Annotated in this window: 21 protein-coding genes and 1 riboswitch; of the genes, 14 read left to right on the forward strand and 7 right to left on the reverse strand. The window is 49.0% G+C overall.

Going from position 1 to position 19,438, the window contains the following annotated elements; all coding sequences use genetic code 11:
* Nucleotides 1-360: 360 nt before the first annotated feature.
* Nucleotides 361-1,209 (reverse strand): YicC/YloC family endoribonuclease, encoded by an 849-nt coding sequence (locus V7P87_RS02175; protein ID WP_333795972.1) that lies wholly within the window; start codon nt 1,207-1,209, stop codon nt 361-363.
* Nucleotides 1,210-1,455: 246 nt separating this feature from the next.
* On the opposite strand from V7P87_RS02175, the gene rph reads away from it, so the two are divergent.
* The 3 genes from rph (at nt 1,456) to V7P87_RS02190 (ending at nt 3,371) form a co-directional block, all read left to right on the forward strand.
* Nucleotides 1,456-2,169, forward strand: a complete 714-nt coding sequence (rph, locus tag V7P87_RS02180; RefSeq protein ID WP_260657001.1) for a ribonuclease PH — start codon at nt 1,456-1,458, stop codon at nt 2,167-2,169.
* Between the two features lie 7 nt (nt 2,170-2,176).
* Entirely contained in the window at nt 2,177-2,824 is a 648-nt protein-coding gene (pyrE, locus tag V7P87_RS02185) for an orotate phosphoribosyltransferase (protein WP_333795973.1), read from the forward strand.
* Between the two features lie 172 nt (nt 2,825-2,996).
* Nucleotides 2,997-3,371: a diacylglycerol kinase gene (locus tag V7P87_RS02190; RefSeq protein WP_333795974.1), complete on the forward strand. Its 375-nt coding sequence runs from the start codon at nt 2,997-2,999 to the stop codon at nt 3,369-3,371.
* Between the two features lie 20 nt (nt 3,372-3,391).
* Here V7P87_RS02190 and slmA read toward each other — a convergent pair whose 3' ends face one another.
* The 3 genes from slmA to coaBC are packed head-to-tail and all read right to left on the reverse strand — an operon-like array spanning nt 3,392 to nt 5,687.
* Nucleotides 3,392-3,982, reverse strand: coding sequence for a nucleoid occlusion factor SlmA (gene slmA / locus V7P87_RS02195; protein WP_333795975.1), 591 nt, complete (start codon nt 3,980-3,982; stop codon nt 3,392-3,394).
* A 20-nt stretch (nt 3,983-4,002) separates the two neighbouring features.
* On the reverse strand, nt 4,003-4,461 hold the full coding sequence (gene dut / locus V7P87_RS02200) for a dUTP diphosphatase (protein WP_333795976.1): 459 nt from the start codon (nt 4,459-4,461) through the stop codon (nt 4,003-4,005).
* The gene (gene coaBC / locus V7P87_RS02205) at nt 4,458-5,687 is read right to left on the reverse strand and encodes a bifunctional phosphopantothenoylcysteine decarboxylase/phosphopantothenate--cysteine ligase CoaBC (protein WP_333795977.1); all 1,230 of its coding nucleotides are present in this window, start codon (nt 5,685-5,687) and stop codon (nt 4,458-4,460) included. The genes dut and coaBC overlap by 4 nt, the downstream gene beginning before the upstream one ends.
* Nucleotides 5,688-5,757: 70 nt before the next feature.
* Here coaBC and radC point away from each other — a divergent pair, with 70 nt between their 5' ends.
* The 5 genes from radC to mutM all read left to right on the forward strand — a co-directional run bounded on the left by radC (nt 5,758) and on the right by mutM (nt 8,531).
* A complete protein-coding gene (gene radC / locus V7P87_RS02210; protein WP_333795978.1) occupies nt 5,758-6,432 on the forward strand; it encodes a RadC family protein in 675 nt (224 codons plus the stop codon).
* Nucleotides 6,433-6,598: 166 nt separating this feature from the next.
* Nucleotides 6,599-6,835 (forward strand): 50S ribosomal protein L28, encoded by a 237-nt coding sequence (rpmB, locus tag V7P87_RS02215; protein WP_260657007.1) that lies wholly within the window; start codon nt 6,599-6,601, stop codon nt 6,833-6,835.
* A 10-nt stretch (nt 6,836-6,845) separates the two neighbouring features.
* The gene (gene rpmG / locus V7P87_RS02220; protein WP_031566726.1) at nt 6,846-7,001 is read left to right on the forward strand and encodes a 50S ribosomal protein L33; all 156 of its coding nucleotides are present in this window, start codon (nt 6,846-6,848) and stop codon (nt 6,999-7,001) included.
* Between the two features lie 234 nt (nt 7,002-7,235).
* Entirely contained in the window at nt 7,236-7,712 is a 477-nt protein-coding gene (locus V7P87_RS02225; RefSeq protein ID WP_296294854.1) for a hypothetical protein, read from the forward strand.
* Between the two features lie 9 nt (nt 7,713-7,721).
* Nucleotides 7,722-8,531, forward strand: coding sequence for a bifunctional DNA-formamidopyrimidine glycosylase/DNA-(apurinic or apyrimidinic site) lyase (gene mutM / locus V7P87_RS02230; protein ID WP_333795979.1), 810 nt, complete (start codon nt 7,722-7,724; stop codon nt 8,529-8,531).
* A gap of 64 nt (nt 8,532-8,595) precedes the next feature.
* Here mutM and V7P87_RS02235 read toward each other — a convergent pair whose 3' ends face one another.
* Together V7P87_RS02235 and V7P87_RS02240 are read right to left on the reverse strand one after the other, a co-directional pair.
* The gene (locus tag V7P87_RS02235; protein ID WP_333795980.1) at nt 8,596-10,218 is read right to left on the reverse strand and encodes a BamA/TamA family outer membrane protein; all 1,623 of its coding nucleotides are present in this window, start codon (nt 10,216-10,218) and stop codon (nt 8,596-8,598) included.
* 146 nt (nt 10,219-10,364) lie between these two features.
* A complete protein-coding gene (locus V7P87_RS02240; RefSeq protein ID WP_333795981.1) occupies nt 10,365-10,694 on the reverse strand; it encodes a hypothetical protein in 330 nt (109 codons plus the stop codon).
* A 141-nt stretch (nt 10,695-10,835) separates the two neighbouring features.
* Nucleotides 10,836-10,932, forward strand: a riboswitch (TPP riboswitch).
* Between the two features lie 43 nt (nt 10,933-10,975).
* On the opposite strand from V7P87_RS02240, the gene V7P87_RS02245 reads away from it, so the two are divergent.
* Genes V7P87_RS02245 through V7P87_RS02260 form a run of 4 tightly spaced genes read left to right on the forward strand, consistent with a single transcriptional unit; the run spans nt 10,976 to nt 14,770 of the window.
* Entirely contained in the window at nt 10,976-13,063 is a 2,088-nt protein-coding gene (locus V7P87_RS02245) for a TonB-dependent receptor (protein ID WP_333795982.1), read from the forward strand.
* Nucleotides 13,064-13,074: 11 nt separating this feature from the next.
* Nucleotides 13,075-13,323 carry a thiamine-binding protein gene (locus tag V7P87_RS02250; RefSeq protein ID WP_296294847.1) on the forward strand — a complete coding sequence of 83 codons (249 nt, stop codon included), beginning with the start codon at nt 13,075-13,077 and terminating at the stop codon, nt 13,321-13,323.
* The gene (gene pnuC / locus V7P87_RS02255; protein ID WP_333795983.1) at nt 13,320-13,961 is read left to right on the forward strand and encodes a nicotinamide riboside transporter PnuC; all 642 of its coding nucleotides are present in this window, start codon (nt 13,320-13,322) and stop codon (nt 13,959-13,961) included. Before V7P87_RS02250 ends, pnuC begins: the two co-directional genes overlap by 4 nt.
* Nucleotides 13,901-14,770: a phosphotransferase gene (locus V7P87_RS02260; protein WP_333795984.1), complete on the forward strand. Its 870-nt coding sequence runs from the start codon at nt 13,901-13,903 to the stop codon at nt 14,768-14,770. The genes pnuC and V7P87_RS02260 overlap by 61 nt, the downstream gene beginning before the upstream one ends.
* Nucleotides 14,771-14,777: 7 nt before the next feature.
* On the opposite strand, the gene V7P87_RS02265 is transcribed toward V7P87_RS02260, so the two are convergent.
* Nucleotides 14,778-14,960: a helix-turn-helix domain-containing protein gene (locus V7P87_RS02265; RefSeq protein WP_333795985.1), complete on the reverse strand. Its 183-nt coding sequence runs from the start codon at nt 14,958-14,960 to the stop codon at nt 14,778-14,780.
* 213 nt (nt 14,961-15,173) lie between these two features.
* Here V7P87_RS02265 and V7P87_RS02270 point away from each other — a divergent pair, with 213 nt between their 5' ends.
* Both V7P87_RS02270 and nhaB read left to right on the forward strand, forming a co-directional pair.
* Nucleotides 15,174-17,294, forward strand: a complete 2,121-nt coding sequence (locus tag V7P87_RS02270; RefSeq protein ID WP_333795986.1) for a S9 family peptidase — start codon at nt 15,174-15,176, stop codon at nt 17,292-17,294.
* A gap of 369 nt (nt 17,295-17,663) precedes the next feature.
* Complete coding sequence (gene nhaB, locus V7P87_RS02275) at nt 17,664-19,244, forward strand: sodium/proton antiporter NhaB (protein ID WP_333795987.1); 1,581 nt, start codon at nt 17,664-17,666, stop codon at nt 19,242-19,244.
* Nucleotides 19,245-19,438: the final 194 nt, after the last annotated feature.

Raw genomic sequence — 19,438 nt, forward strand, 5'->3', positions numbered from 1 at the left:
TGAAAACCGTTACCAAGAACGGCTGGGAAGTGTCTAGTTTATTGGTGGCGATTCACACTACAAAATACAGCCCGTCACCATCCGAGTGCTTGGCTGGTTCTTTGGTTAACAGGCTGTCTAGCTGTTTGGCTGTTAGCTTACCCATCAGTTACCCACCTCTATTTAGAGATAAATCAGTAGTTTGGCAGTATTTTGGCTTTTACCCACCACTGAGGTTTGTATGGTAGCTAGCATACCCACCATTTTACCCACCGTAAAGTGGTGGGTATTGGTGGGTGATAATGGACGTAAGTAGACTAAGTGTTGGTGTAATCTATTGATAAATATTGATTTTTAGATTATTTTGAACATTATTGGATGCTATTCCACGTTCTGGATCTGCTCCCGCATCTGCTCAATTAATACCTTCAACTCCACCGCCGTATTGGTGATCTCGGTAGAAATTGCCTTGGAAGATAGCGTATTCGCTTCGCGGTTAAATTCCTGCATCATAAAGTCGAGACGGCGGCCTACCGCGCCGCCTTGTTTCAGGCTGTGGCGGGTTTCTTTGATATGGGCGTCGAGGCGGTCGAGCTCTTCAGCCACGTCAGATTTTTGTGCCAGAAAGGCCATTTCCTGCTCAAGACGGTTGTTGTCGAGGTCGGCTTTAATTTCCTGCAGACGGCTCAGCATTTTGTCACGTTGCCATTGCAGCGCCTGCGGCAGGTGCGTGCGCAGGGTGGCGACGTGGCCGGCAATCTGGTCGAGGCGGTCGCGCAGCATTTGTTCAATTGCGGCGCCTTCGCGGCCACGGCCGGCCTGGAAGTCTTTCAGTGCAATGTCAAAACCGGCCAGTAACTCGGCCTGCAGGCTGTCCATATCGGCTTCCTGGGTTTCCATCACACCAGGCCAGCGCAGAATATCGGCTACATTCAGCTGGGCCTGCGGGCATTTGTCCAGCAGCTGCTGGGCAGATTGCAGCAACTGGTTGGCAAAAGTGTCGTTAATTTTCAGCTCGCCGCTGGCATTGGCTGCGCTGTAGCGCAGGTTAATTTCCAATTTGCCGCGGTTGAGGTTTTGCCGCAGTTTGTCGCGTAACAGCGTTTCTATACCACGGAACTGCTCAGGTAACCGAAAATAACTCTCGAGATATCTTTGGTTAACTGAGCGGATTTCCCATACTGCGTTGCCCCAGCTGGCTTTAATTTCGTGGCGGGCGAATGCGGTCATGCTATGGATCATGCAACTGTCCTTTAAAAACTACAAAAAACTGAGTATACCCAGAACCTTGCCATTAGGCGAATATGGCATGATGCCAGCACCTGGCTGTTGGCAGCGCTGCCTGGCGCAATAGCCTGAGCAATCACAGCAGCTGGCTAAACTGGGGCCAATCACAGCTGCGGATGGCTTTGCCGCGCACAAGCCTCTATAATGACCGGCTGAAATTTCAGCCAACTCAGTAAACAGAGGTCCTTCATGCGTCCAAGCGGCAGAACAGCCAGTCAAATCCGTCCTATCAGCTTCACCCGTAATTTTACCGCTCATGCCGAAGGTTCGGTGCTGGTTGAGTTTGGCAATACCAAGGTGCTTTGTACCGCTTCGATTGAAGAAGGGGTACCACGTTTTATGAAAGGACAAGGCAAAGGCTGGATCACCGCTGAATACGGCATGCTGCCGCGCGCCACTCACACCCGCAACGACCGTGAAGCTGCCCGTGGTAAACAAAGTGGCCGCACTATGGAAATTCAGCGTTTAATTGGCCGTGCCCTGCGTGCCGCAGTGGATTTATCTTTGCTGGGTGAAAACACTATCACTTTTGATTGTGACGTCATTCAGGCCGACGGTGGCACCCGCACTGCGGCTATTTCCGGTGCCTGTGTGGCTTTATGTGACGCTTTAAGTTTTTTACGCGCCAAAGGCAGCATTAAAACCAACCCGCTGAAATATATGGTGGCCGCGGTTTCTGTTGGTATTTATAAAGGTGAAGCAGTGGCTGACCTTGAATACACTGAAGATTCCGCAGCCGACACCGACATGAACGTGGTGATGACCGAAACCGGTAAACTGATTGAAATTCAGGGTACTGCAGAAGCCGAACCTTTTAGCTTTGAAGAAATGCAGGACATGATGGCGCTGGCCAAAACTGCTATCCGCGAAATTATCGACGAACAAAAACGTGTTTTAGCCTGAGGTAGTGATGAAAGCTTTTCAGATTGAATTTATTGAGTTTGCCCTGAGCCGTCAGGTGCTGAAATTTGGCTCTTTCACGTTAAAATCTGGCCGTACCAGCCCGTATTTTTTTAATGCCGGTTTATTTAATACCGGCGGCGACTTAGCGAAGTTAGGCCGTTTTTATGCGGCGGCAGTGCAGGATTCAGGCATTGAATTCGACGTGCTGTTTGGCCCTGCTTATAAAGGTATTCCTATTGCCACCACCACGGCAGTAGCGCTTTATGACCATCATCAGCGCGACGTGCCTTATTGTTTTAACCGCAAAGAAGCCAAAACCCATGGTGAAGGCGGCAATTTAGTTGGCTCGGCGCTGCAAGGCAAAATTATGCTGGTGGATGATGTGATCACCGCAGGGACGGCCATTCGTGAATCAATGCAAATTATTCAGGCGCAGGGCGCTGAACTTGCCGGTGTGCTGATTGCACTGGACCGGCAGGAACGGGGTCAGGGCGAGTTGTCGGCTATTCAGGAAGTTGAACGCGATTTTGGCACTAAAGTGGTGTCCATTATTGGCCTGAATGACCTCATCAACTATCTGCAGGGCAAGCCTGAACTGGCAGCGCATCTGGATGCGGTGACCGCTTACCGCGCCCAATATGGTGTCACTGTTTAACAGAGTTCAGACTTTCTTCAGGTAAAACTGCGATAACAGCGAAGGGCCAGCAGGCTGGCCCTGGTTGACAACAACAGGCTGTTTGACAGCAACAGAACCATGTCTTGGTATGCAAGGCATTTATTCACAGTAACAGCAGCAAATTTGTGCAAATCAGCAGGCAGGAAATTTTGTGATCAATAAACCCAATGGCAGCGGTTTGGGCCGCATTCTTAAAGCGACAGAATGTTCACGCAAAGGTTTTGTTGCCGCCTGGCGTTTTGAAGCGGCGTTCCGGCAGGAAGCTGTGCTTGCCATGCTGCTGCTGCCTTTATCCTTTTGGCTGGCAGATTCAGCGCAGCACTGGGCCTTGTTAGTGTCGGTATTATTGCTGGTGCTGATTGTCGAATTATTAAATTCCGCCATTGAAACCCTGACCGACAGGGTAAGCCTGGAACGGCATGAATTATCGGGCCGCGCCAAAGATTTAGGCTCGGCTGCTGTGACTTTAAGTTTAACTGTAGTGGCAATTGTCTGGGGCGTGGCGTTGTGGCAACAACTGAGTTAAAGCCGCTGCCAAAACGGCCTTTACTGAAACATACTCTGGCGTAATAACGCCCACTGCACGGCAAAATGCTGGCTGGGTAACCGGCTAAAACCAGAACGCACAAACTGGTGAATTTTGCCTTCACAAAGGGCCAGCAATAAGTTGGCCAGCTCGCCTTCATCCTGCACAAAACCTTTGCCTTCGCGTAACTTACGTTCGCGCAGGCACTGGCGCAGTTGCAGCTCCAGCTTGTCAAAAAGCAGCGCCACTCTTTCCCTGAGTCTTTCCTGCTCACCTTGTAAGGCGTCACCGGTCAGAATGCGGCACATGCCGGGGTTGCGGTCGGCAAACACCAGCAACATTTGCAAAATCAGCTCCACCCTTTGTTCGGTTTGTTTGTGTTCCTGCAAAATTTTACTGATGGTGCCAAGCAAAGTGGCTTCAATAAATTCAATTAAACCTTCGAACATCCGCGCTTTGCTGGGAAAATGCCGGTACAAAGCAGCTTCCGACACGCCCACAGCAGCCGCCAGGGCCGCTGTGGTAATACGTTGTCCCGGATGATTTTCCAGCATAGCGGCCAGCGCCTGCAGAATTTCATCTTTGCGGTTGTTGCTGCGTACTGTGCTCATATTGCTGTTGTCATTGGCATTTAGTGTTTGCCGGAATGGCCAAAACCACCTTCACCTCTTTCGCTTTGTTCAAAATCCGGCACCAGACTAAAATCGGCCTGCACGACCGGCATAAACACCAGCTGGGCAATACGGTCACCAGGTTGAATGGTAAAAGTGTCGCTGCCCCGGTTCCAGGTAGACACCATCAGCTGGCCCTGATAATCCGAGTCAATTAATCCCACCAGGTTACCCAGCACTATGCCGTGTTTATGGCCTAAACCTGAGCGGGGCAAAATGGTGGCACAAAGGTTCGCGTCACCAATATGAATGGCAATACCGGTTGGGATTAAAAAAGTTTCACCCGGTTTCAGCTCGAGCGGCGCATCTAATAAAGCGCGTAAATCCAGGCCGGCTGAGCCGGGTGTGGCATAAGCTGGCAGTGGATATTCAGTGCCGATGCGTGGGTCGAGAATTTTCAGTTCAATGCTTTTTTTCATTTTTTATATTGCTCAACAATTAATTGAATAAGGGCCTTTGCCAGGGTGCTCTTGTCCTGCAGCGCCAGTGAATGTTGCAGATCTTTGCCAAATACGGTCAGCGCATTTTGTTCGCTGTTAAAACCCTGACCCGCCACTGACACGTCATTGGCACAAATCAGATCGAGATTTTTCTGTTGTAGTTTTTGCATGGCATAAGCCAATACATTTTCGGTTTCGGCGGCAAAACCTACGGTAAAGGGGCGTCGCTGTGTCAGTGCGGCCACTTCCGCGATAATGTCGGGGTTTTTCACCAGTTGTAGGGTCAGCTCATCTTTACCGGCGGTTTTTTTCAGTTTCTGATCAGAGACTTCGGCCATACGGTAATCGGCCACTGCAGCACAACCAATAAAAATCTGCTGCTGTGGTGCAGCTGCCAAAGCAGCCTGATACATGTCCCGGGCACTGACCACATCAATACGGTTGACACCTGCCGGCGTTGTCAGTTGTACCGGACCGCTGATCAAGGTTACTTCAGCACCCAGTTTGGCGGCAGCGTCCGCCAAGGCAAAACCCATTTTGCCGGAGCTGTGGTTACTGATGTAACGCACCGGATCTATCGCCTCACGGGTAGGGCCTGCGGTAATCGCAATTTTTAAGCCCGCCAAAGGCTTGGGGTTTTGCTGAAAAAACGCCACCACCAACTCGGCCAGTTGAACGGCTTCCAGCATGCGGCCCATACCCACATCTCCACAAGCCTGCTCACCGGCTGCAGGGCCATAAATGTGAATATTACGTGACTTTAAGGTTGCTAAATTGATTTGAGTGGCTATGTTTTTATACATCTGCTGGTTCATGGCCGGTGCTATGGCCAAAGGCGCATTGGCCGCCAGAATGCAGGTAGTCAGCAGATCATTAGCCATACCGTGTGTGATACGGGCAATGACATCGGCAGAAGCCGGCGCCACCAGTATAAAATCAGCCCAGCGCGCCAGCTCGATATGACCCATAGCAGCCTCAGCGGCGGGGTCTAATAAAGATTGGCCAACAGGGTTACCCGACAACGCCTGTAATGTCAGCGGGGTAATAAATTCGCTGGCAGCCGGTGTCAGGATAACCCGTACTTCGGCGCCACGCTCTTTTAAGCGCCTGACTAAATCCGCACTTTTATAAGCGGCAATACCGCCGCTGATCCCTAACAGAATGTTTTTGCCCTGAAGCGGCAACAAATTGGCAGCTGTGGTCATGGAAAACAGGCCCGGAGTCGACAAAGTGGCCGTTAAGATAACACGAACTTCAACTCAAGGACGAGAGATGATGAGTATCAAACAATGGCCACAGGCCGAAAGACCCAGAGAAAAATTGCTGGCGCATGGCGCCGCATCTTTAACCGACGCCGAGCTGTTGGCTGTATTTTTAGGTAATGGCCTGGTGGGGGTGGATGCGCTGGCATTATCCAGAGAGCTGTTAACCGAATTTGGCAGCCTGAAACAGTTTTTCAGCGCCAGTGAACAAAAGTTTTGCCAGCGCCGTGGCCTTGGCATGGCGCGTTACGTTAAAACTCAGGCGGTACTGGAGCTGTGCCGGCGCTCTTTATACGAAGATCTCAAACGGGATATAGTGTTCAGCGAGCCGGCACTGGTAAAAAATTATCTGCAGTACAGCATCGGCATGGAAAAGCGCGAAGTCTTTATGTTGTTGTATTTAGACAGCCAGCACCGCTTGATTAAAGCAGAACCGCTGTTTTACGGCACAATAGATGCGTCACCTGTGTATCCGCGTATTGTAGTTCAAAGCGCTTTAGCGCATAATGCCGCCGCCGTTATTTTGGCTCACAATCATCCATCCGGAGTTGCTGAGCCGAGTCGCGCTGACAGAGCTATAACGGAGCGCCTGACCCAAGCCATGGCTTTGGTCGATATCAAGTTATTGGATCATTTTGTGGTCGGCGACGCAGAGGTCATTTCCTTTGCAGAACGCGGCTGGCTTTAAGATCTGATCGGATCGCAAACAAGATCGGTTAAATTCAGGGCAGAATTACCTTGAGTTTTAGACTGGGATCCTGTATAAATTGCGCCCTTTCAGAAATCCGGGGCATTCTTCCAGGCCAGAAGGATGACGATAGCTCGAGCTGAAGTAATTTTGGAGAAACATTGACATGTCTAGAGTGTGCCAAATCACTGGTAAAGGTCCGATGGTAGGTAACCGTCGTTCACACGCCAACAACGCAACTAAGCGCCGTTTCCTGCCTAACCTGCAAACTCACCGTTTCTGGGTTGAAAGCGAAAACCGTTTCGTATCGCTGCGTCTTTCAACACGCGCTATGCGTATCATCGATAAAAATGGTATCGATGCAGTTTTAGCTGATCTGCGTAAGCAAGGTCAAAAGGTTTAAGGATTAGAAAATGCGCGATAAAATTCGTTTAGTTTCTTCTGCTGGTACCGGCTTTTTTTATACAACTGATAAAAACAAGCGCACCATGCCAGAAAAAATGGAAATCAAAAAATTCGATCCTAAAGTGCGCAAGCACGTGATTTTCAAAGAAGCGAAAATCAAATAATCGGATTTATTTCCAAAAGCAAAACCCGGTCCTGTACCGGGTTTTTGTTTTTCTGCCCTTTGCAAAAAATGATTACGCCCTGATCAGGCTAGCCGTGCACAATGGCAGATGGTGTTGCTGTTATTTTGTCACTTGGCTTCTGCCTGCGCCTTTGCCGACAAAAGCCGCTGCTGTACTAGGCTTGTGCTTTGGCATGCATTACACTGCGTTTTTTCTGTTAAAGGTGAGCAGATTATGGCGCTGAGCCGACGTGACTGGAACAACATCATCATTTTTGCTGTGTTGGCGCTGATGCTGCTGTTTTTTATCGTGCCACAACAATTGGCCTTGTTAAAACAACAACAGCAACAAACGGAAAAGGTGATTGCTGAAGGTTTTAGTTTGCTACAGCTGCAGTTTGCGCAAACCAATGTGCAGCAAGCCGGCACTGTCTGGCATTTTCAGCCGCAGCTGGCAACAACAAACAGTGCCGCTGAAATTGCCAGTGCCTGGCAGCAGCTGCAGCTGCAGGCTGCCGTGAAAGCCATCACACTGGAAACACCGCCACTGGCCACTGTGGTGCTGCTGTTAGCTGGCGCCGACAGTGCTCAGCACTGGTGGTTATATCAGCATCAGCAGCAATATTATTTGCAGCGCCAGGGCCAGTCCGCTTTATATCCGATAACCGAAGTTCAATATCAGCAGCTGTTTCCACAGCCCTCTGTCCAGTGAGTGTGAGTGATGCCTGAATTACCAGAAGTTGAAGTGTCCCGCTTAGGAATAAGCCCGCATTTACAGGGCAGGACTCTTGTTGCAATGCAGGTGCGCCAGCGCCAGTTACGCTGGCCTGTGCCGGATGAAGTGATAGCCCTTTGCAATGAGCCCATTCTGGGGGTGTCGCGCCGGGCTAAATATCTTTTAATCCATCTGAGCGCCGGCGACATGCTGGTTCATCTGGGCATGTCGGGTAATCTGAAACTATTGCCCGCAACAACAGCGCCCGGTAAACACGACCATGTGGACTGGTTACTCGACAATCAGACTTTGCTGCGCCTCAATGACACCCGCCGTTTTGGTGCTGTATTGTGGCAAGCCAAAGGTAGCTTACATCCGATGCTGGCGGCGCTTGGCCCAGAGCCTTTAACAGCGGATTTTACCGCCGAACATTTGCATCTTTGCTGCCAGAAACGCAGCAGCGCCATCAAACTGGTGCTGATGGACAATCATGTGGTGGTTGGGGTGGGTAATATTTACGCCAATGAAGCTTTGTTTAAAGCCGGTATTTTGCCAACACGCCCGGCCAACAGTCTGACGCTGGCAGAATGTGCGGTGCTGACAGAAGTGGTAAAACAAACACTGCAGTTTGCTATTACCCAGGGCGGCACCACGTTAAAAGACTTCAGTCAGGTGGATGGTAAACCCGGTTATTTTAAACAGGAGTTACTGGTGTACGGCCGGGGTGGTGAAGCTTGCACTTCATGTGCCACTGAACTGCGGGAAGTGCGGCTGGGGCAACGCAGCACTGTATATTGCCCGGATTGTCAGCGCTGATCAAACTTCAGGCTCTGTACCGTCTGCCACCGCAACCCCGTCACAAGGGCTGCTGTCTGGCCGCTTAAAACTCTTTTTTCGCAATAAAACGCCAGCGCCAGCCGGATAATTCAGGGTTGTCGGTGACAGGTTTGGATAAATCTATGCTGATAATACTACCGCGGCTGGCGTGACTGGGCAGCAGCCGAAGACCGATGCCATAACCGTATAATCGGCCCTGATCCAGTTCAATTTGCTGGTCCGGATTATCCCAGGCGCGGCCAGCGTCAACAAAAGCGGCAATGGCCACATCAAATAACTGATATACATGCCAGGGGGTAATATAACGGTATTCACTACTGGCAATAATGGCTTTATCGCCGGTTTGATAATACAGCGGGAAAGCCCGCATACCTTCATCACCGCCAATGGCAATACGCTCATCGCGAAACAGATTGCCCCCCATGGCAACACGCAACTGACTGAGCCACACCTGATTGTCACTCAGATGTTTGATATACCGCAGCTGGGTGTTGAATAAACGCTGTTTTGGTAGTTCAGTGGCGTCCAGCAGGTGCAGATCGCTATTAAGCACCAGCCAGCTGCTTTGCCCCACAGCCCAGGTTTTATTCAAGGAAAGCTGATACTGCATACCGGCACTATAAGCACCAAGCCCTGTGCTGAGAGCACCCACTCTGGCGCCAAACTGCCAGCCAAAGTTAATGTCTTCGACCTTATTAAACAGATAAAAGTTATGCAGTTTCTGGTAATTGGATTCAAACCATTCAAAACCCAGCCAGACTTGTGATAAATCCCTGTCCGGTGGCGGCGGCAGGGTGGAATATTCGTTGGCGTTAAAGTGACGATCGTCCAGTTTTAGCCCAACACTGAGCCTTTGTACTGTCTGACCCTGCTGACCGAGTTTCCAGCCGGCATCAACCGACAAATACTGCACCTTGCTCTGATATTCGTTGTAAACATCACCCCGTTGATACTCGCTGATGTCTTTAATGTCTTTAAACACTTCAAAGCCGTAGGCGCGTTCGCTGCCAAGCTGATAAAAAGGTTTATTCAGCCGGAACTGGTAAGTTTCGCCATCGGAATTGTCGGCGTATTGCAGTGCGGTTTGCCAGTGGCTGCCCATAATATTGGGCGATAAAAACCGGGTTTTGTAACCATGGCGTTCGCTGTCACTGAAATACTCCACCATCAGCTGATTGCCGGTGCCCCATAAGTTGTCTTCGGCAAACCCCAGGTTGGTTTTGGTTTCGCCGCCTTCATGTCCGAGTGAAATTTTGGGTAATAACGACCAGTTATCCCAGCTGCTGACTTTCACCTGCACTGTGTTGTCGGCCGGGCAATAGTGACTGATGCTGACTTCGGCATGACGCAGATAACGGCGACTGCGCAGCAGCCGCTCAGTTTCATTTAATAAGGCTGGGTCAAGCCGCTGGCCCGTTTGAAACAATAAGTCGTCACGGATAGTCTGTTCGTCGGTGATCACATGGTAGTCATTGGCAAGATAATGAAACCAAACCACATGTTTTTTGTTCAGATCAAAAATGTCGTTACGCTGCAGTTCAACAGCAGCAATGGTCCAGTCTGAGGCTTTGCCCGGTAACGGCTGTTCCGCATTGACTGCAAAACATTCTACTGCCTGTATTTGCTGGCAGAAAAACAACAGTAATGTGATACATCGTCTGATCATTGTTGTGTCCTCACAAACTGCATCAGAGGTTGGTCCATCATATCAGCGCTTGGTTCATCATGTGGTTTTTGTTATTAAAAAAGCAAGAAATATCAAAGTGGTGGGAAAAGCTCTGCTAAAAGTTTAGCAGAGCAACACAGCAGATTTTATTGTTCGGCCTTTTTTATGGATTTAAGTAACGCCACCTGAGAGGGGCTGAGCCGGATCACGCTGCCAGGATAAGCACGGCCTGCCGGATAGTCCCAGTCTTTTGGTCTGGACTCGGCCACCACTTCTTTAAAACTCTTGCAGACTTTTGTAGAAGGTTTGCTGCCAAGTTTTTTGACATAAGCTTTTAAATAATCGTCACTGACACCTTCATTGGCCAGTACACAATACCCTTCGGTGGAATAAACCACTTCTTCAGCATCTTCTGCCTTCAGGTTTGACGTTACCAGAAGTCCCGCAATTAAACACAAATACAGACTTTTTTTCATATTTTTCCTCTTGTTAGTCAGCCACGCCTGAGCGGCGTTGTTTTAAAACTAGCTGAGTTTTAGCCAAGCGCCAGCCAGAAGCTTTTGCTGGTTCTAGCCGGTGCTGATTGCATGGCTGAAAAAAAGCCGATACACTGCCGCCGCAAAACCAAGGGGTGCGAAAGCTGAGATGCCAAAAGGCAAACCCTAAGAACCTGATCCGGATCATGCCGGCGGAGGGATGGTGTCTTTGACTTCCTTATACGCGGATGATCCATTTTTCTCACTGGAGTCATCTGTCGATGCGTCTGAAATCTGCTGTTTCTGTTATTGCCGTTGCGGTTTCCACTGTTGTTGCCCCTTATGCTGTTGCTGATGCGGCCGAGCAAGCTATTGAGCGTCTGAGCATTAAGGGCGATTTTCGTCAGGCTCAATTAAACCAGTTGCCCGGCAGTGTAGCTTTGATTTCAGAGCAGGACATTAAACGCCAGCACGCACAGCATCTGGATGATGTGTTGCAACAACTGGGCAATGTTAATTTTGCTGCCGGTGCTTCACGCGGCCGTTATCTGCAAATGCGCGGTATTGGTGAGCGCAGTGAGTTTGTTGACAGTATTAACCCGTCGGTGGGAGTGCTGGTGGACGGCATTGATTATTCACTGCTGGGATTACCTTCGCTGCTCGATGTGCAGCAGCTTGAGGTGTTTCGCGGCCCTGAAGCTACCCGTTTTGGGGCCAATGCCATGGCGGGCATGCTGAATTTTGTCAGTAGCGAGCCGGTATTTGAGCAAAGCACCAGTTTGTCGGCCAGCGTTGCCAACTACAACAGCAATCAGCTGAGTCTGGTGCATAACAACAGTCTGTCAGAGCAGTTTGCTTTCCGGCTGGGGGCTGAACATCAGTCTTCCGATGGTTTTATTAACAACCAGTTTTTAAACCGTGATGACACCAACAATATTGATGAAAATCATCTGCATACTAAATTCCGTTATCTGGTGTCGGAGCAGCTGACACTGGATGCTGTGCTGAATCTGCACGATATTAACAATGGGTATGATGCCTTTTCACTGGACAGAAACAGAACCACCTTGTCGGATGAACCAGGCCAGGATAAGCAGGATATTGCTGCAGCTATGGTAAAAGCCCATTATACCGGCTGGCAATTTGCCGAGTCCGTCACTCAGTTCAGTGTGCTGCATGCTGACAGCGATTATGGTTATGATGAAGACTGGAGTTTTCAGGGCATTCACCCTGATGGTTATGCCACCACGGATCAGTACCTGCGCGAGCGGCAAAACTACAGCCTGGATCATCGTTTTGTAGCGCTGGACCAAAGCTGGGTCAGTGGTTTTTATGTCAGCAGCCAACAAACCGATTTAAACCGCAACTATGGCGATTCATTTGCCGGTGAAGTTTATCCGTTTTTCAGTGAGCTAAAACGGCAGAACATCGCCTGGTATCTGGAAAGTCAGCATCAGCTGGCTCCTGACGTGAAGCTGACCGGTGGGCTCAGAGCTGAACGTTATCAGGACGATTACCAGGACAGTAACCAGATTATGCAGGACGGTGATGACTGGATGTGGGGCGGTAAACTGAGCCTGGATTATCAGGTTTCAGCCCAAAGTATGGTGTATCTGCTGGGCTCCCGTGGTTATAAAGTCGGTGGTATTAATGGTGAAGCGCTGGCCAAAGCCATGGATCCCAAAAACAGCAGCATTGCCGCCTTTCTAAAAGCCCACCCAACCTTTGCGCCTGAAACTTTATGGAATGCCGAGTTTGGTGTCAAAGCCACCACCGCAGAGCAAATGCTGGTGAGCCGGGTTGCTGCGTTTTATATGTGGCGCGACGATATGCAGGTAAACGGCTGGGTGAATCGTGGCACTAAGTTTATTGGTTATTTAAGCAATGCCGGCAGTGGCCGTAACTATGGCGTGGAAATGGAAAACCGTTTGCAGCTAATGCCAACGCTGGCACTTTTTGCCAACGCCAGTGTGCTGCACAGTGAAATCCGTGATTTTGTCACCGAAAAAGGTGTTGATCAGACGGGCCGTGAACAGGCGCATGCGCCGGATTTTCAATACAGCCTGGCGCTGGAATGGAGCATGCTGGATAACCTGCAGTTGAATACCGGGCTACAACACAAAGCCGGTTATTTTTATTCCGACTCGCATGATGCCAAAGCAGAAGGCATGACACTGCTGAACCTGAAACTGAGTTATCAGCTGGATGCATTGGAGCTGGCGCTGTGGAGCCGCAACGCCCTGGACGAAACTTATGGTGTGCGGGGCTTTTATTTTGGCAACGATCCGCGTGATGGTTATCAAGAGCATGTGTACGAACAATTTGGCGAACCGCGCCGTGTTGGCATCAGTGCCAGTTACCAGTTTTAAGGAGTGAGTTGATGCAACTTTCTATCGAAATCAGTAAATATCCGCTCACCGCCGAATATATCGAACCTATTGTGGGTTTTATTGCAGAGCTTAACCGCGAGCCTGGCTTGATTGTGGTGACCAACACCATGAGCACCCAGGTGTTTGGTGAATACGACACTGTGATGGCGGCGCTGCAGCGTTGTATCAAATGGTCTTTTGAGCGTTATGGCAAAGTGGTGTTTGTGGTGAAGTTTATTCATGGTGATTTAAGACCATGAGCGAGCTGCTCAGCGGCATTGTCTCTGGCTGGCAGCTGCAAACCAGCCTGGAATTACTGGCAACAGTGCTGGCGCTGGCTTACACAGTGCTGGCCATTCGCCACAGCTTATGGTGCTGGCCGGCAGCATTGCTCAGCACCTTATTAACGTTACAAATTATGCTGCAATCTCAGCTTTTTACCGACGCTTTGTTGCAGTTGTATTATGCCGCTATGGCGCTCTATGGCTGGTGGAACTGGCAGAAAATGCGCCAGCATAGTCATGGTGTGCCTCAAACTGTGGTGGAATGGCGGTTGTCACAACATCTGCTGTTGATAGGCGGCACTTTCAGCGCTGGCTTGCTGCTGGGCTTTTTGATGGCCAACTACACCAGCACTGATTTTGCTTATCTCGGGGCTCAGGTCAGTTGTTTTGCAGTGGTCAGTACCTGGCTGGTGGCCAAAAAAGTGGTATCAAACTGGCTGTACTGGGTCGTGATTGATGCGGTGTCTATTTACATCTATCTGCAAAAAGATTTGTATTTTTTCAGTGCACTTTTTGTTATTTATACCGTCATCGCAGCGGTAGGGTATCTGGCATGGCGCAGCAGCTATCAAGTTCAGCAGAACAACAAATCTGGCATCTGTGTCAGCGGTTAGAATTTTTTGCTTATCATCTGCCGCTGGCGCTGCAGAAGCTCGCCACCAGCAGTACCAACGATAACTATTATATCCACACTCAGCGTGGCCATTACCTGCTCCGGCACTACGCACCTTTTGTTGAAGGGGTGTGCCGGCAGCAGGAGCTGCGTTGTCAACATGCCGCCGCCGCCGTGGGTGTGGCGCCGGCGCCCCTTTGTCTGAACAACCATCAGCGGATGCTGGTGAGTGAGTTTTTAACCCGCAGCCGGCATTTTGACTGGACTTTGCATCATGGTGAACTGATGCAGCTGGTGGAAAAACTGGTGCGGTTGCACCGCTTGACGGTACAAACTCCTGAGTTACAACCGCTTTTGTATTTGCAGCAGTTATATGACGACTTACCAGAGCACAACAGGCTGCAGCTCCCGCAGGATATATTTGCTGCGCTGCAGCAAGCTGCTGCTGATTTTATGCAGCTGCCGGGGGATATTGTGCTTTGTCATATGGATTTGCACAGCGGTAATATTCTGCTGCAGCAACAACGTATCTGGTTGATCGATTTTGAATATTGCCAGCGGGCGGACAGCAGTTTTGATTTGGCCGCTTTAGTGCTGAATTTGCAGATGAGTGCTGGCGAAGAGCAGGCGATGTTGGAGTTTTATCTGCAATACCGGCCGCAGGCGGCCACGGCGTTACAAATGAGGTTGAGGCTGGCAAAACAGTTATATAGCGGATTTTGCTGGTTATGGTATCTGACGTTGCCGGACCACAGTGACAAGGCGGAGCAGGCGCTGATAAAACTGCGGCAACTGTTGTTACCGCAGTGATTGGTGATTAGATCCCACCCAGACGTTCGGCCAGCGTTTTGTAACGTTTTACATCGTCTTCTTCAAACATTGGTTTACCGTCGGCATCTTTACCTGCCGCAACCAATAAATTTTCCCTTGCCAGACGTTCTACCCGAATTTCCTGAATTGCCAGAAAAGCGGCCACTTCAGCTACTGTCATTAATGCCATGATCATGTCTCTACGTTATTGAGCTTTATAATATAAGCCTAAAATTTGCGATTTGTGAATAGCTTATAAGTGCTTGTTGTCATTAGGGGATGATCACTTTCGCAGCATTCAGTCAATTTGGCGCAAAGGCTAGAGCATTTGTATGCACTGTGTTAACTTTTGGTGTCGTAAAAGCAATAACTGCATGAAGCACACTAATTAAGAGAACTTCTGATGGCAAAAATAATGCAAACCTTATGCTCCGGCATCATGGTATTTGGGGTAATGCAAATGGCTTGGGCTGAAACTGCAGCTCCTGTGGCTGCACAAAAACCTTATGTGGTGAAATCACCCAATGGTGACAGGGTAGATCCTTATTATTGGCTCAGGGATGACAAAAGGCAGGCGCCAGAAGTGTTGTCTTATCTGAATGCCGAAAATAAATATTATCAGGACTATGCAGCCAAATACGCTGAGCTGAATAAGCAGCTGTCGGCAGAAATTATCGGCCGGGTGAAGCAGGATGACAGTGCAGTACCTGCGATCAAAGGTGATTATTCTTATTACAGCCGCTTTGAAACAGGTAAACAATATCCGATTTATGCCCGTAAGCCTAAGGCCGGCGGCGCCGAGCAGATTATGCTGGATGTCAATAAAATGGCTGAAGGCAAAGACTTTTATCAGGTCAGCAATTATCAGGTTAGTCCAAATCAGCAATTGCTGGCTTATGCCGAAGACACCACAGGTCGTCGTAATTACACGCTGAAGATCCGCGATTTACGCACCGGCCAGGACCTGCCCGACACTTTGACCGGTATGGATGCGTCCCTTGCCTGGTCGGCCGATAGTCAATCTTTGTTTTATATCGAAAAAGACAAACAAACCTTACTTGGCAACAAAGTAAAACGCCATCAGCTAGGCCAGGACAACAGCAAAGATGAGCTGTTATATGAAGAAAAAGACACCAGCTTTTATATGGGGGTTGGCAACAGCGGCGATGACCAGTATGTGGTGATATGGCTTGGCAGCACAGTGTCGAATGAAATGCTGGTGCTGAAAAGTGACGATAAAAGCGGCAAATTCCAGACTGTAGCGCAACGTCAGCGTGATTTTAAATATGACATTGAACATATTGGTAATCGCTGGGTGATTAGAACAGACTGGGATGCGCCAAATTACCGTTTGATGACAGTTGCTGATGACCAGATAGGTGACAGAGCTCGCTGGCAGGAATTGCTGGCGCATAATCCTAAAGTGTTTATCGAGTCTTTTCAGTTATTTAAAGACTATATTGCCGTTAATGTGCGCAACGATGGTTTAAATAAAGTGCAGGTAATGCCTTGGGCTGATCTGAACAAAGCCAGTTACATCGACTCAGGTGAAGCGGCTTATGTGGCATACACCAACGTCAATTATCAGCAAGACACAGAATGGTTGCGTTACAGCTATACCTCGTTAACCACACCTTCGTCCATTTATGAAATGAATATGCGTACCGGCGAAAAACGTCTGTTGAAAGAACAGGAAGTGCTGGGTGGTTTTGATAAAAACAATTATCAAACTGAGCGGGTTTGGGCGACGGCAACAGATGGCACCAAAATTCCGGTCAGTCTGTTGTACAAAAAAGGCCTGAAAAAAGACGGTACAGCACCTTTATACCAATATGCCTATGGCTCTTACGGCAGCTCCAGCAGCCCAAGCTTTAAAGCTCCGGTGTTGTCGCTGGTTGACCGCGGTTTTGTTTATGCAATCGCCCATATCCGTGGTGGCCAGGAAATGGGCCGGCATTGGTATGAAGACGGTAAATTGTTGAAAAAGATCAACACTTTCACAGACTTTATCGCTGTAACCGATTATTTGGTTGCTGAAAAATATGCTGCTAAAGATAAAGTATTTGCGATGGGCGGAAGTGCCGGTGGTTTGCTGATGGGTGCTATCGCCAATATGGCACCGGAAAAATATCGTGGCATTTTAGCCCATGTGCCTTTTGTTGATGTGGTCACCACTATGCTGGATGAGTCTATCCCGCTGACAACTAACGAGTTTGATGAGTGGGGCAACCCGAAACAAAAAGCTTTTTATGACTATATGTTGTCGTACTCCCCTTATGATCAGGTAAAAAAACAGGCCTATCCGGCCATGCTGGTCACCACTGGTCTGCACGATTCACAGGTGCAATATTTTGAACCGGCCAAATGGGTGGCCAAATTACGCACCCACAAGACTGATAAGAATCCGTTGTTATTCCGCACCAATATGGAAGCGGGTCATGGTGGCAAATCTGGTCGTTTCTCCCGTCTGAACGAAATTGCCGACGAATATGCTTTTGTGTTGTCGCTGCTGGCACAACCTTAGCAGCTAAGCCTTTGTTGTTAAAAATAAAACGCCTGCATCTTGCAGGCGTTTTTTTGCCAATTACCGTCAGGCCCGCATAAATACAGCTACAGGAACAAATGTTAGCGTGGTTTTAGCGGTTATTTTCTGCTTTGCAGCTTTGGTTAAATTTTTTGGCGTTTGTCTGATTTCTGCCATTTGTTCATCGGGCTGTCATGGACATTCTGCAGTGAACTCGGTATAAGAATCTGACACAGATAGCATTTTTGAGCATTTTGCCCATTTCTACCTGCTCAGAACAACGCAGTGTTGCCAAGGTACGCTATCTTTGAACGGACAGGACAAATTCTGCTCCGCTGAACGTCATAATAAAAACTATGGGTACAAGTTATGAAAGCATCCGGCACCGCGCTCGCCATTTTTAACAACTTTCTCGGTCAGTCGCCAAACTGGTACAAACTGACCATCATCATGTTTCTGTTTATTAATCCGCTGGTTTTTATCAATCATCCTTATCTGGCTGGTTGGTTACTGGTGATTGAGTTTATTTTTACCTTGGCGATGGCGCTCAAGTGTTATCCGCTGTTGCCGGGTGGTTTGCTTGCCATTCAGGCGATAGCGATGGGCATGACCAGCACCCACAAAGTAATGCACGAAGTTACTATGAATATTGAGGTGATTTTGCTGCTGGTGTTTATGGTGGCTGGTATTCACTTTGTCAAAGATCTGCTGTTGTTTGTGTTTACCAAATTATTGATCCGCGTGCGGTCAAAAATAGGCATTTCAATGGCTTTTACTTTTATGGCGGCATTTTTGTCGGCATTCCTTGATGCCTTAACAGTGGTGGCTGTCGTCATTGCCGTTGGTATTGGTTTTTATGCGATTTATCACAAAATTTCTTCCGGCAAAGGTTTTATTGACCCCCATGATCATAGTGTGGACACTGAAGTGGCCGAGTTATCCAGAGCAGATTTAGATGCGTTTCGTGGTTTTTTACGTAACTTGCTGATGCATGCCGGGGTAGGTACTGCATTGGGCGGGGTTTCCACTATGGTGGGCGAACCACAAAACCTGATTATTGCTGCTGCGGTTGGTTGGGATTTTGCTGAGTTTGCGTTGCGGATGAGCGCTGTGAGTGCGCCTATCTTGATCTGTGGTTTATTGACCACAGTGGTGGTAGAAAAATTCCGCATTTTTGATTTTGGTGTGCGTCTGCCAACCGCGGTGCAGGACGTACTCATCGCTTACGATAAATACCAGACTGCCAAAATTACTTCGTCAGACATTGCCAAACTTTGGGTGCAGGGCATTATTGCGGTGTTATTGATCCTGTGTCTGAGTCTGCATATTGCCTCTGTTGGCCTTATTGGTCTGATGGTCATCATTCTGGCGACCACTTTCTGTGGTGTGACGGACGAGCACGCCATAGGCCATGCTTTTAAAGAAGCGCTACCTTTTACCGCTTTGCTGGTGGTATTTTTTGCTGTAGTGGCAGTGATTATTGACCAGCATTTGTTTAGTCCGGTGATTGCCTGGGTGCTGACCTTTGATGGTCAGCTGCAGCTGGCAATGTTGTTTTTGGCAAACGGCGCTTTATCCATGGTCAGTGACAACGTCTTTGTCGGCACTGTGTATATCAATGAAGTAAAAGCGGCCTGGGAAGCGGGCAGTATCAGTCGCGAACAGTTTGAGTTATTGGCCATTGCGATTAATACCGGTACTAACCTGCCAAGCGTGGCAACACCCAATGGTCAGGCGGCGTTTTTATTCCTGTTGACCAGTGCTTTGGCACCGCTGATTCGTCTGTCTTACGCCAAGATGGTGTGGATGGCGATCCCTTACACTATTGTGTTAACTATCGTTGGATTAACCTGCACAGTGTGGGTGTTGCCTGAGGTGACGCACTGGTTTTATGACGCTGGCTGGATCCACCATTATGTACCTGGTGCAGCGGCAGTGCCCGGACACTAATCCGGCAAGGGGGTGGGGTTTTATCTTAGATAACACCCCATTTATCCGATTTCTGCTTTAAAAATTGCAGGCCAGCCGTCAGATCCCTGCATTGTCACCGCATCTGTTGATGTGCAGCAGGTAATCTTCTTGTGACCGGTTCAGTCCGAAGCAACGTAATAAATGGTATAGGCCTACTTAACAAAAGAGGAAAC

Source organism: Rheinheimera sp., assembly GCF_036782235.1.
GTDB lineage: Bacteria > Pseudomonadota > Gammaproteobacteria > Enterobacterales > Alteromonadaceae > Pararheinheimera.

What these genes read in the sequence shown, in the direction of transcription:
- V7P87_RS02265 (WP_333795985.1), bottom strand. Translation starts at nt 14,960, where the DNA reads ATGGCATTAATGACAGTAGCTGAAGTGGCCGCTTTTCTGGCAATTCAG.
- coaBC (WP_333795977.1), bottom strand. Translation starts at nt 5,687, where the DNA reads ATGACCACAGCTGCCAATTTGTTGCCGCTTCAGGGCAAAAACATTCTG.
- V7P87_RS02250 (WP_296294847.1), top strand. Translation starts at nt 13,075, where the DNA reads ATGCAACTTTCTATCGAAATCAGTAAATATCCGCTCACCGCCGAATAT.
- V7P87_RS02225 (WP_296294854.1), top strand. Translation starts at nt 7,236, where the DNA reads ATGGCGCTGAGCCGACGTGACTGGAACAACATCATCATTTTTGCTGTG.
- V7P87_RS02175 (WP_333795972.1), bottom strand. Translation starts at nt 1,209, where the DNA reads ATGACCGCATTCGCCCGCCACGAAATTAAAGCCAGCTGGGGCAACGCA.
- pnuC (WP_333795983.1), top strand. Translation starts at nt 13,320, where the DNA reads ATGAGCGAGCTGCTCAGCGGCATTGTCTCTGGCTGGCAGCTGCAAACC.
- mutM (WP_333795979.1), top strand. Translation starts at nt 7,722, where the DNA reads ATGCCTGAATTACCAGAAGTTGAAGTGTCCCGCTTAGGAATAAGCCCG.
- slmA (WP_333795975.1), bottom strand. Translation starts at nt 3,982, where the DNA reads ATGAGCACAGTACGCAGCAACAACCGCAAAGATGAAATTCTGCAGGCG.
- V7P87_RS02270 (WP_333795986.1), top strand. Translation starts at nt 15,174, where the DNA reads ATGGCAAAAATAATGCAAACCTTATGCTCCGGCATCATGGTATTTGGG.
- rpmB (WP_260657007.1), top strand. Translation starts at nt 6,599, where the DNA reads ATGTCTAGAGTGTGCCAAATCACTGGTAAAGGTCCGATGGTAGGTAAC.
- V7P87_RS02245 (WP_333795982.1), top strand. Translation starts at nt 10,976, where the DNA reads ATGCGTCTGAAATCTGCTGTTTCTGTTATTGCCGTTGCGGTTTCCACT.
- V7P87_RS02240 (WP_333795981.1), bottom strand. Translation starts at nt 10,694, where the DNA reads ATGAAAAAAAGTCTGTATTTGTGTTTAATTGCGGGACTTCTGGTAACG.
- nhaB (WP_333795987.1), top strand. Translation starts at nt 17,664, where the DNA reads ATGAAAGCATCCGGCACCGCGCTCGCCATTTTTAACAACTTTCTCGGT.
- rpmG (WP_031566726.1), top strand. Translation starts at nt 6,846, where the DNA reads ATGCGCGATAAAATTCGTTTAGTTTCTTCTGCTGGTACCGGCTTTTTT.
- radC (WP_333795978.1), top strand. Translation starts at nt 5,758, where the DNA reads ATGAGTATCAAACAATGGCCACAGGCCGAAAGACCCAGAGAAAAATTG.
- V7P87_RS02235 (WP_333795980.1), bottom strand. Translation starts at nt 10,218, where the DNA reads ATGATCAGACGATGTATCACATTACTGTTGTTTTTCTGCCAGCAAATA.
- dut (WP_333795976.1), bottom strand. Translation starts at nt 4,461, where the DNA reads ATGAAAAAAAGCATTGAACTGAAAATTCTCGACCCACGCATCGGCACT.
- V7P87_RS02260 (WP_333795984.1), top strand. Translation starts at nt 13,901, where the DNA reads ATGGCGCAGCAGCTATCAAGTTCAGCAGAACAACAAATCTGGCATCTG.
- pyrE (WP_333795973.1), top strand. Translation starts at nt 2,177, where the DNA reads ATGAAAGCTTTTCAGATTGAATTTATTGAGTTTGCCCTGAGCCGTCAG.
- rph (WP_260657001.1), top strand. Translation starts at nt 1,456, where the DNA reads ATGCGTCCAAGCGGCAGAACAGCCAGTCAAATCCGTCCTATCAGCTTC.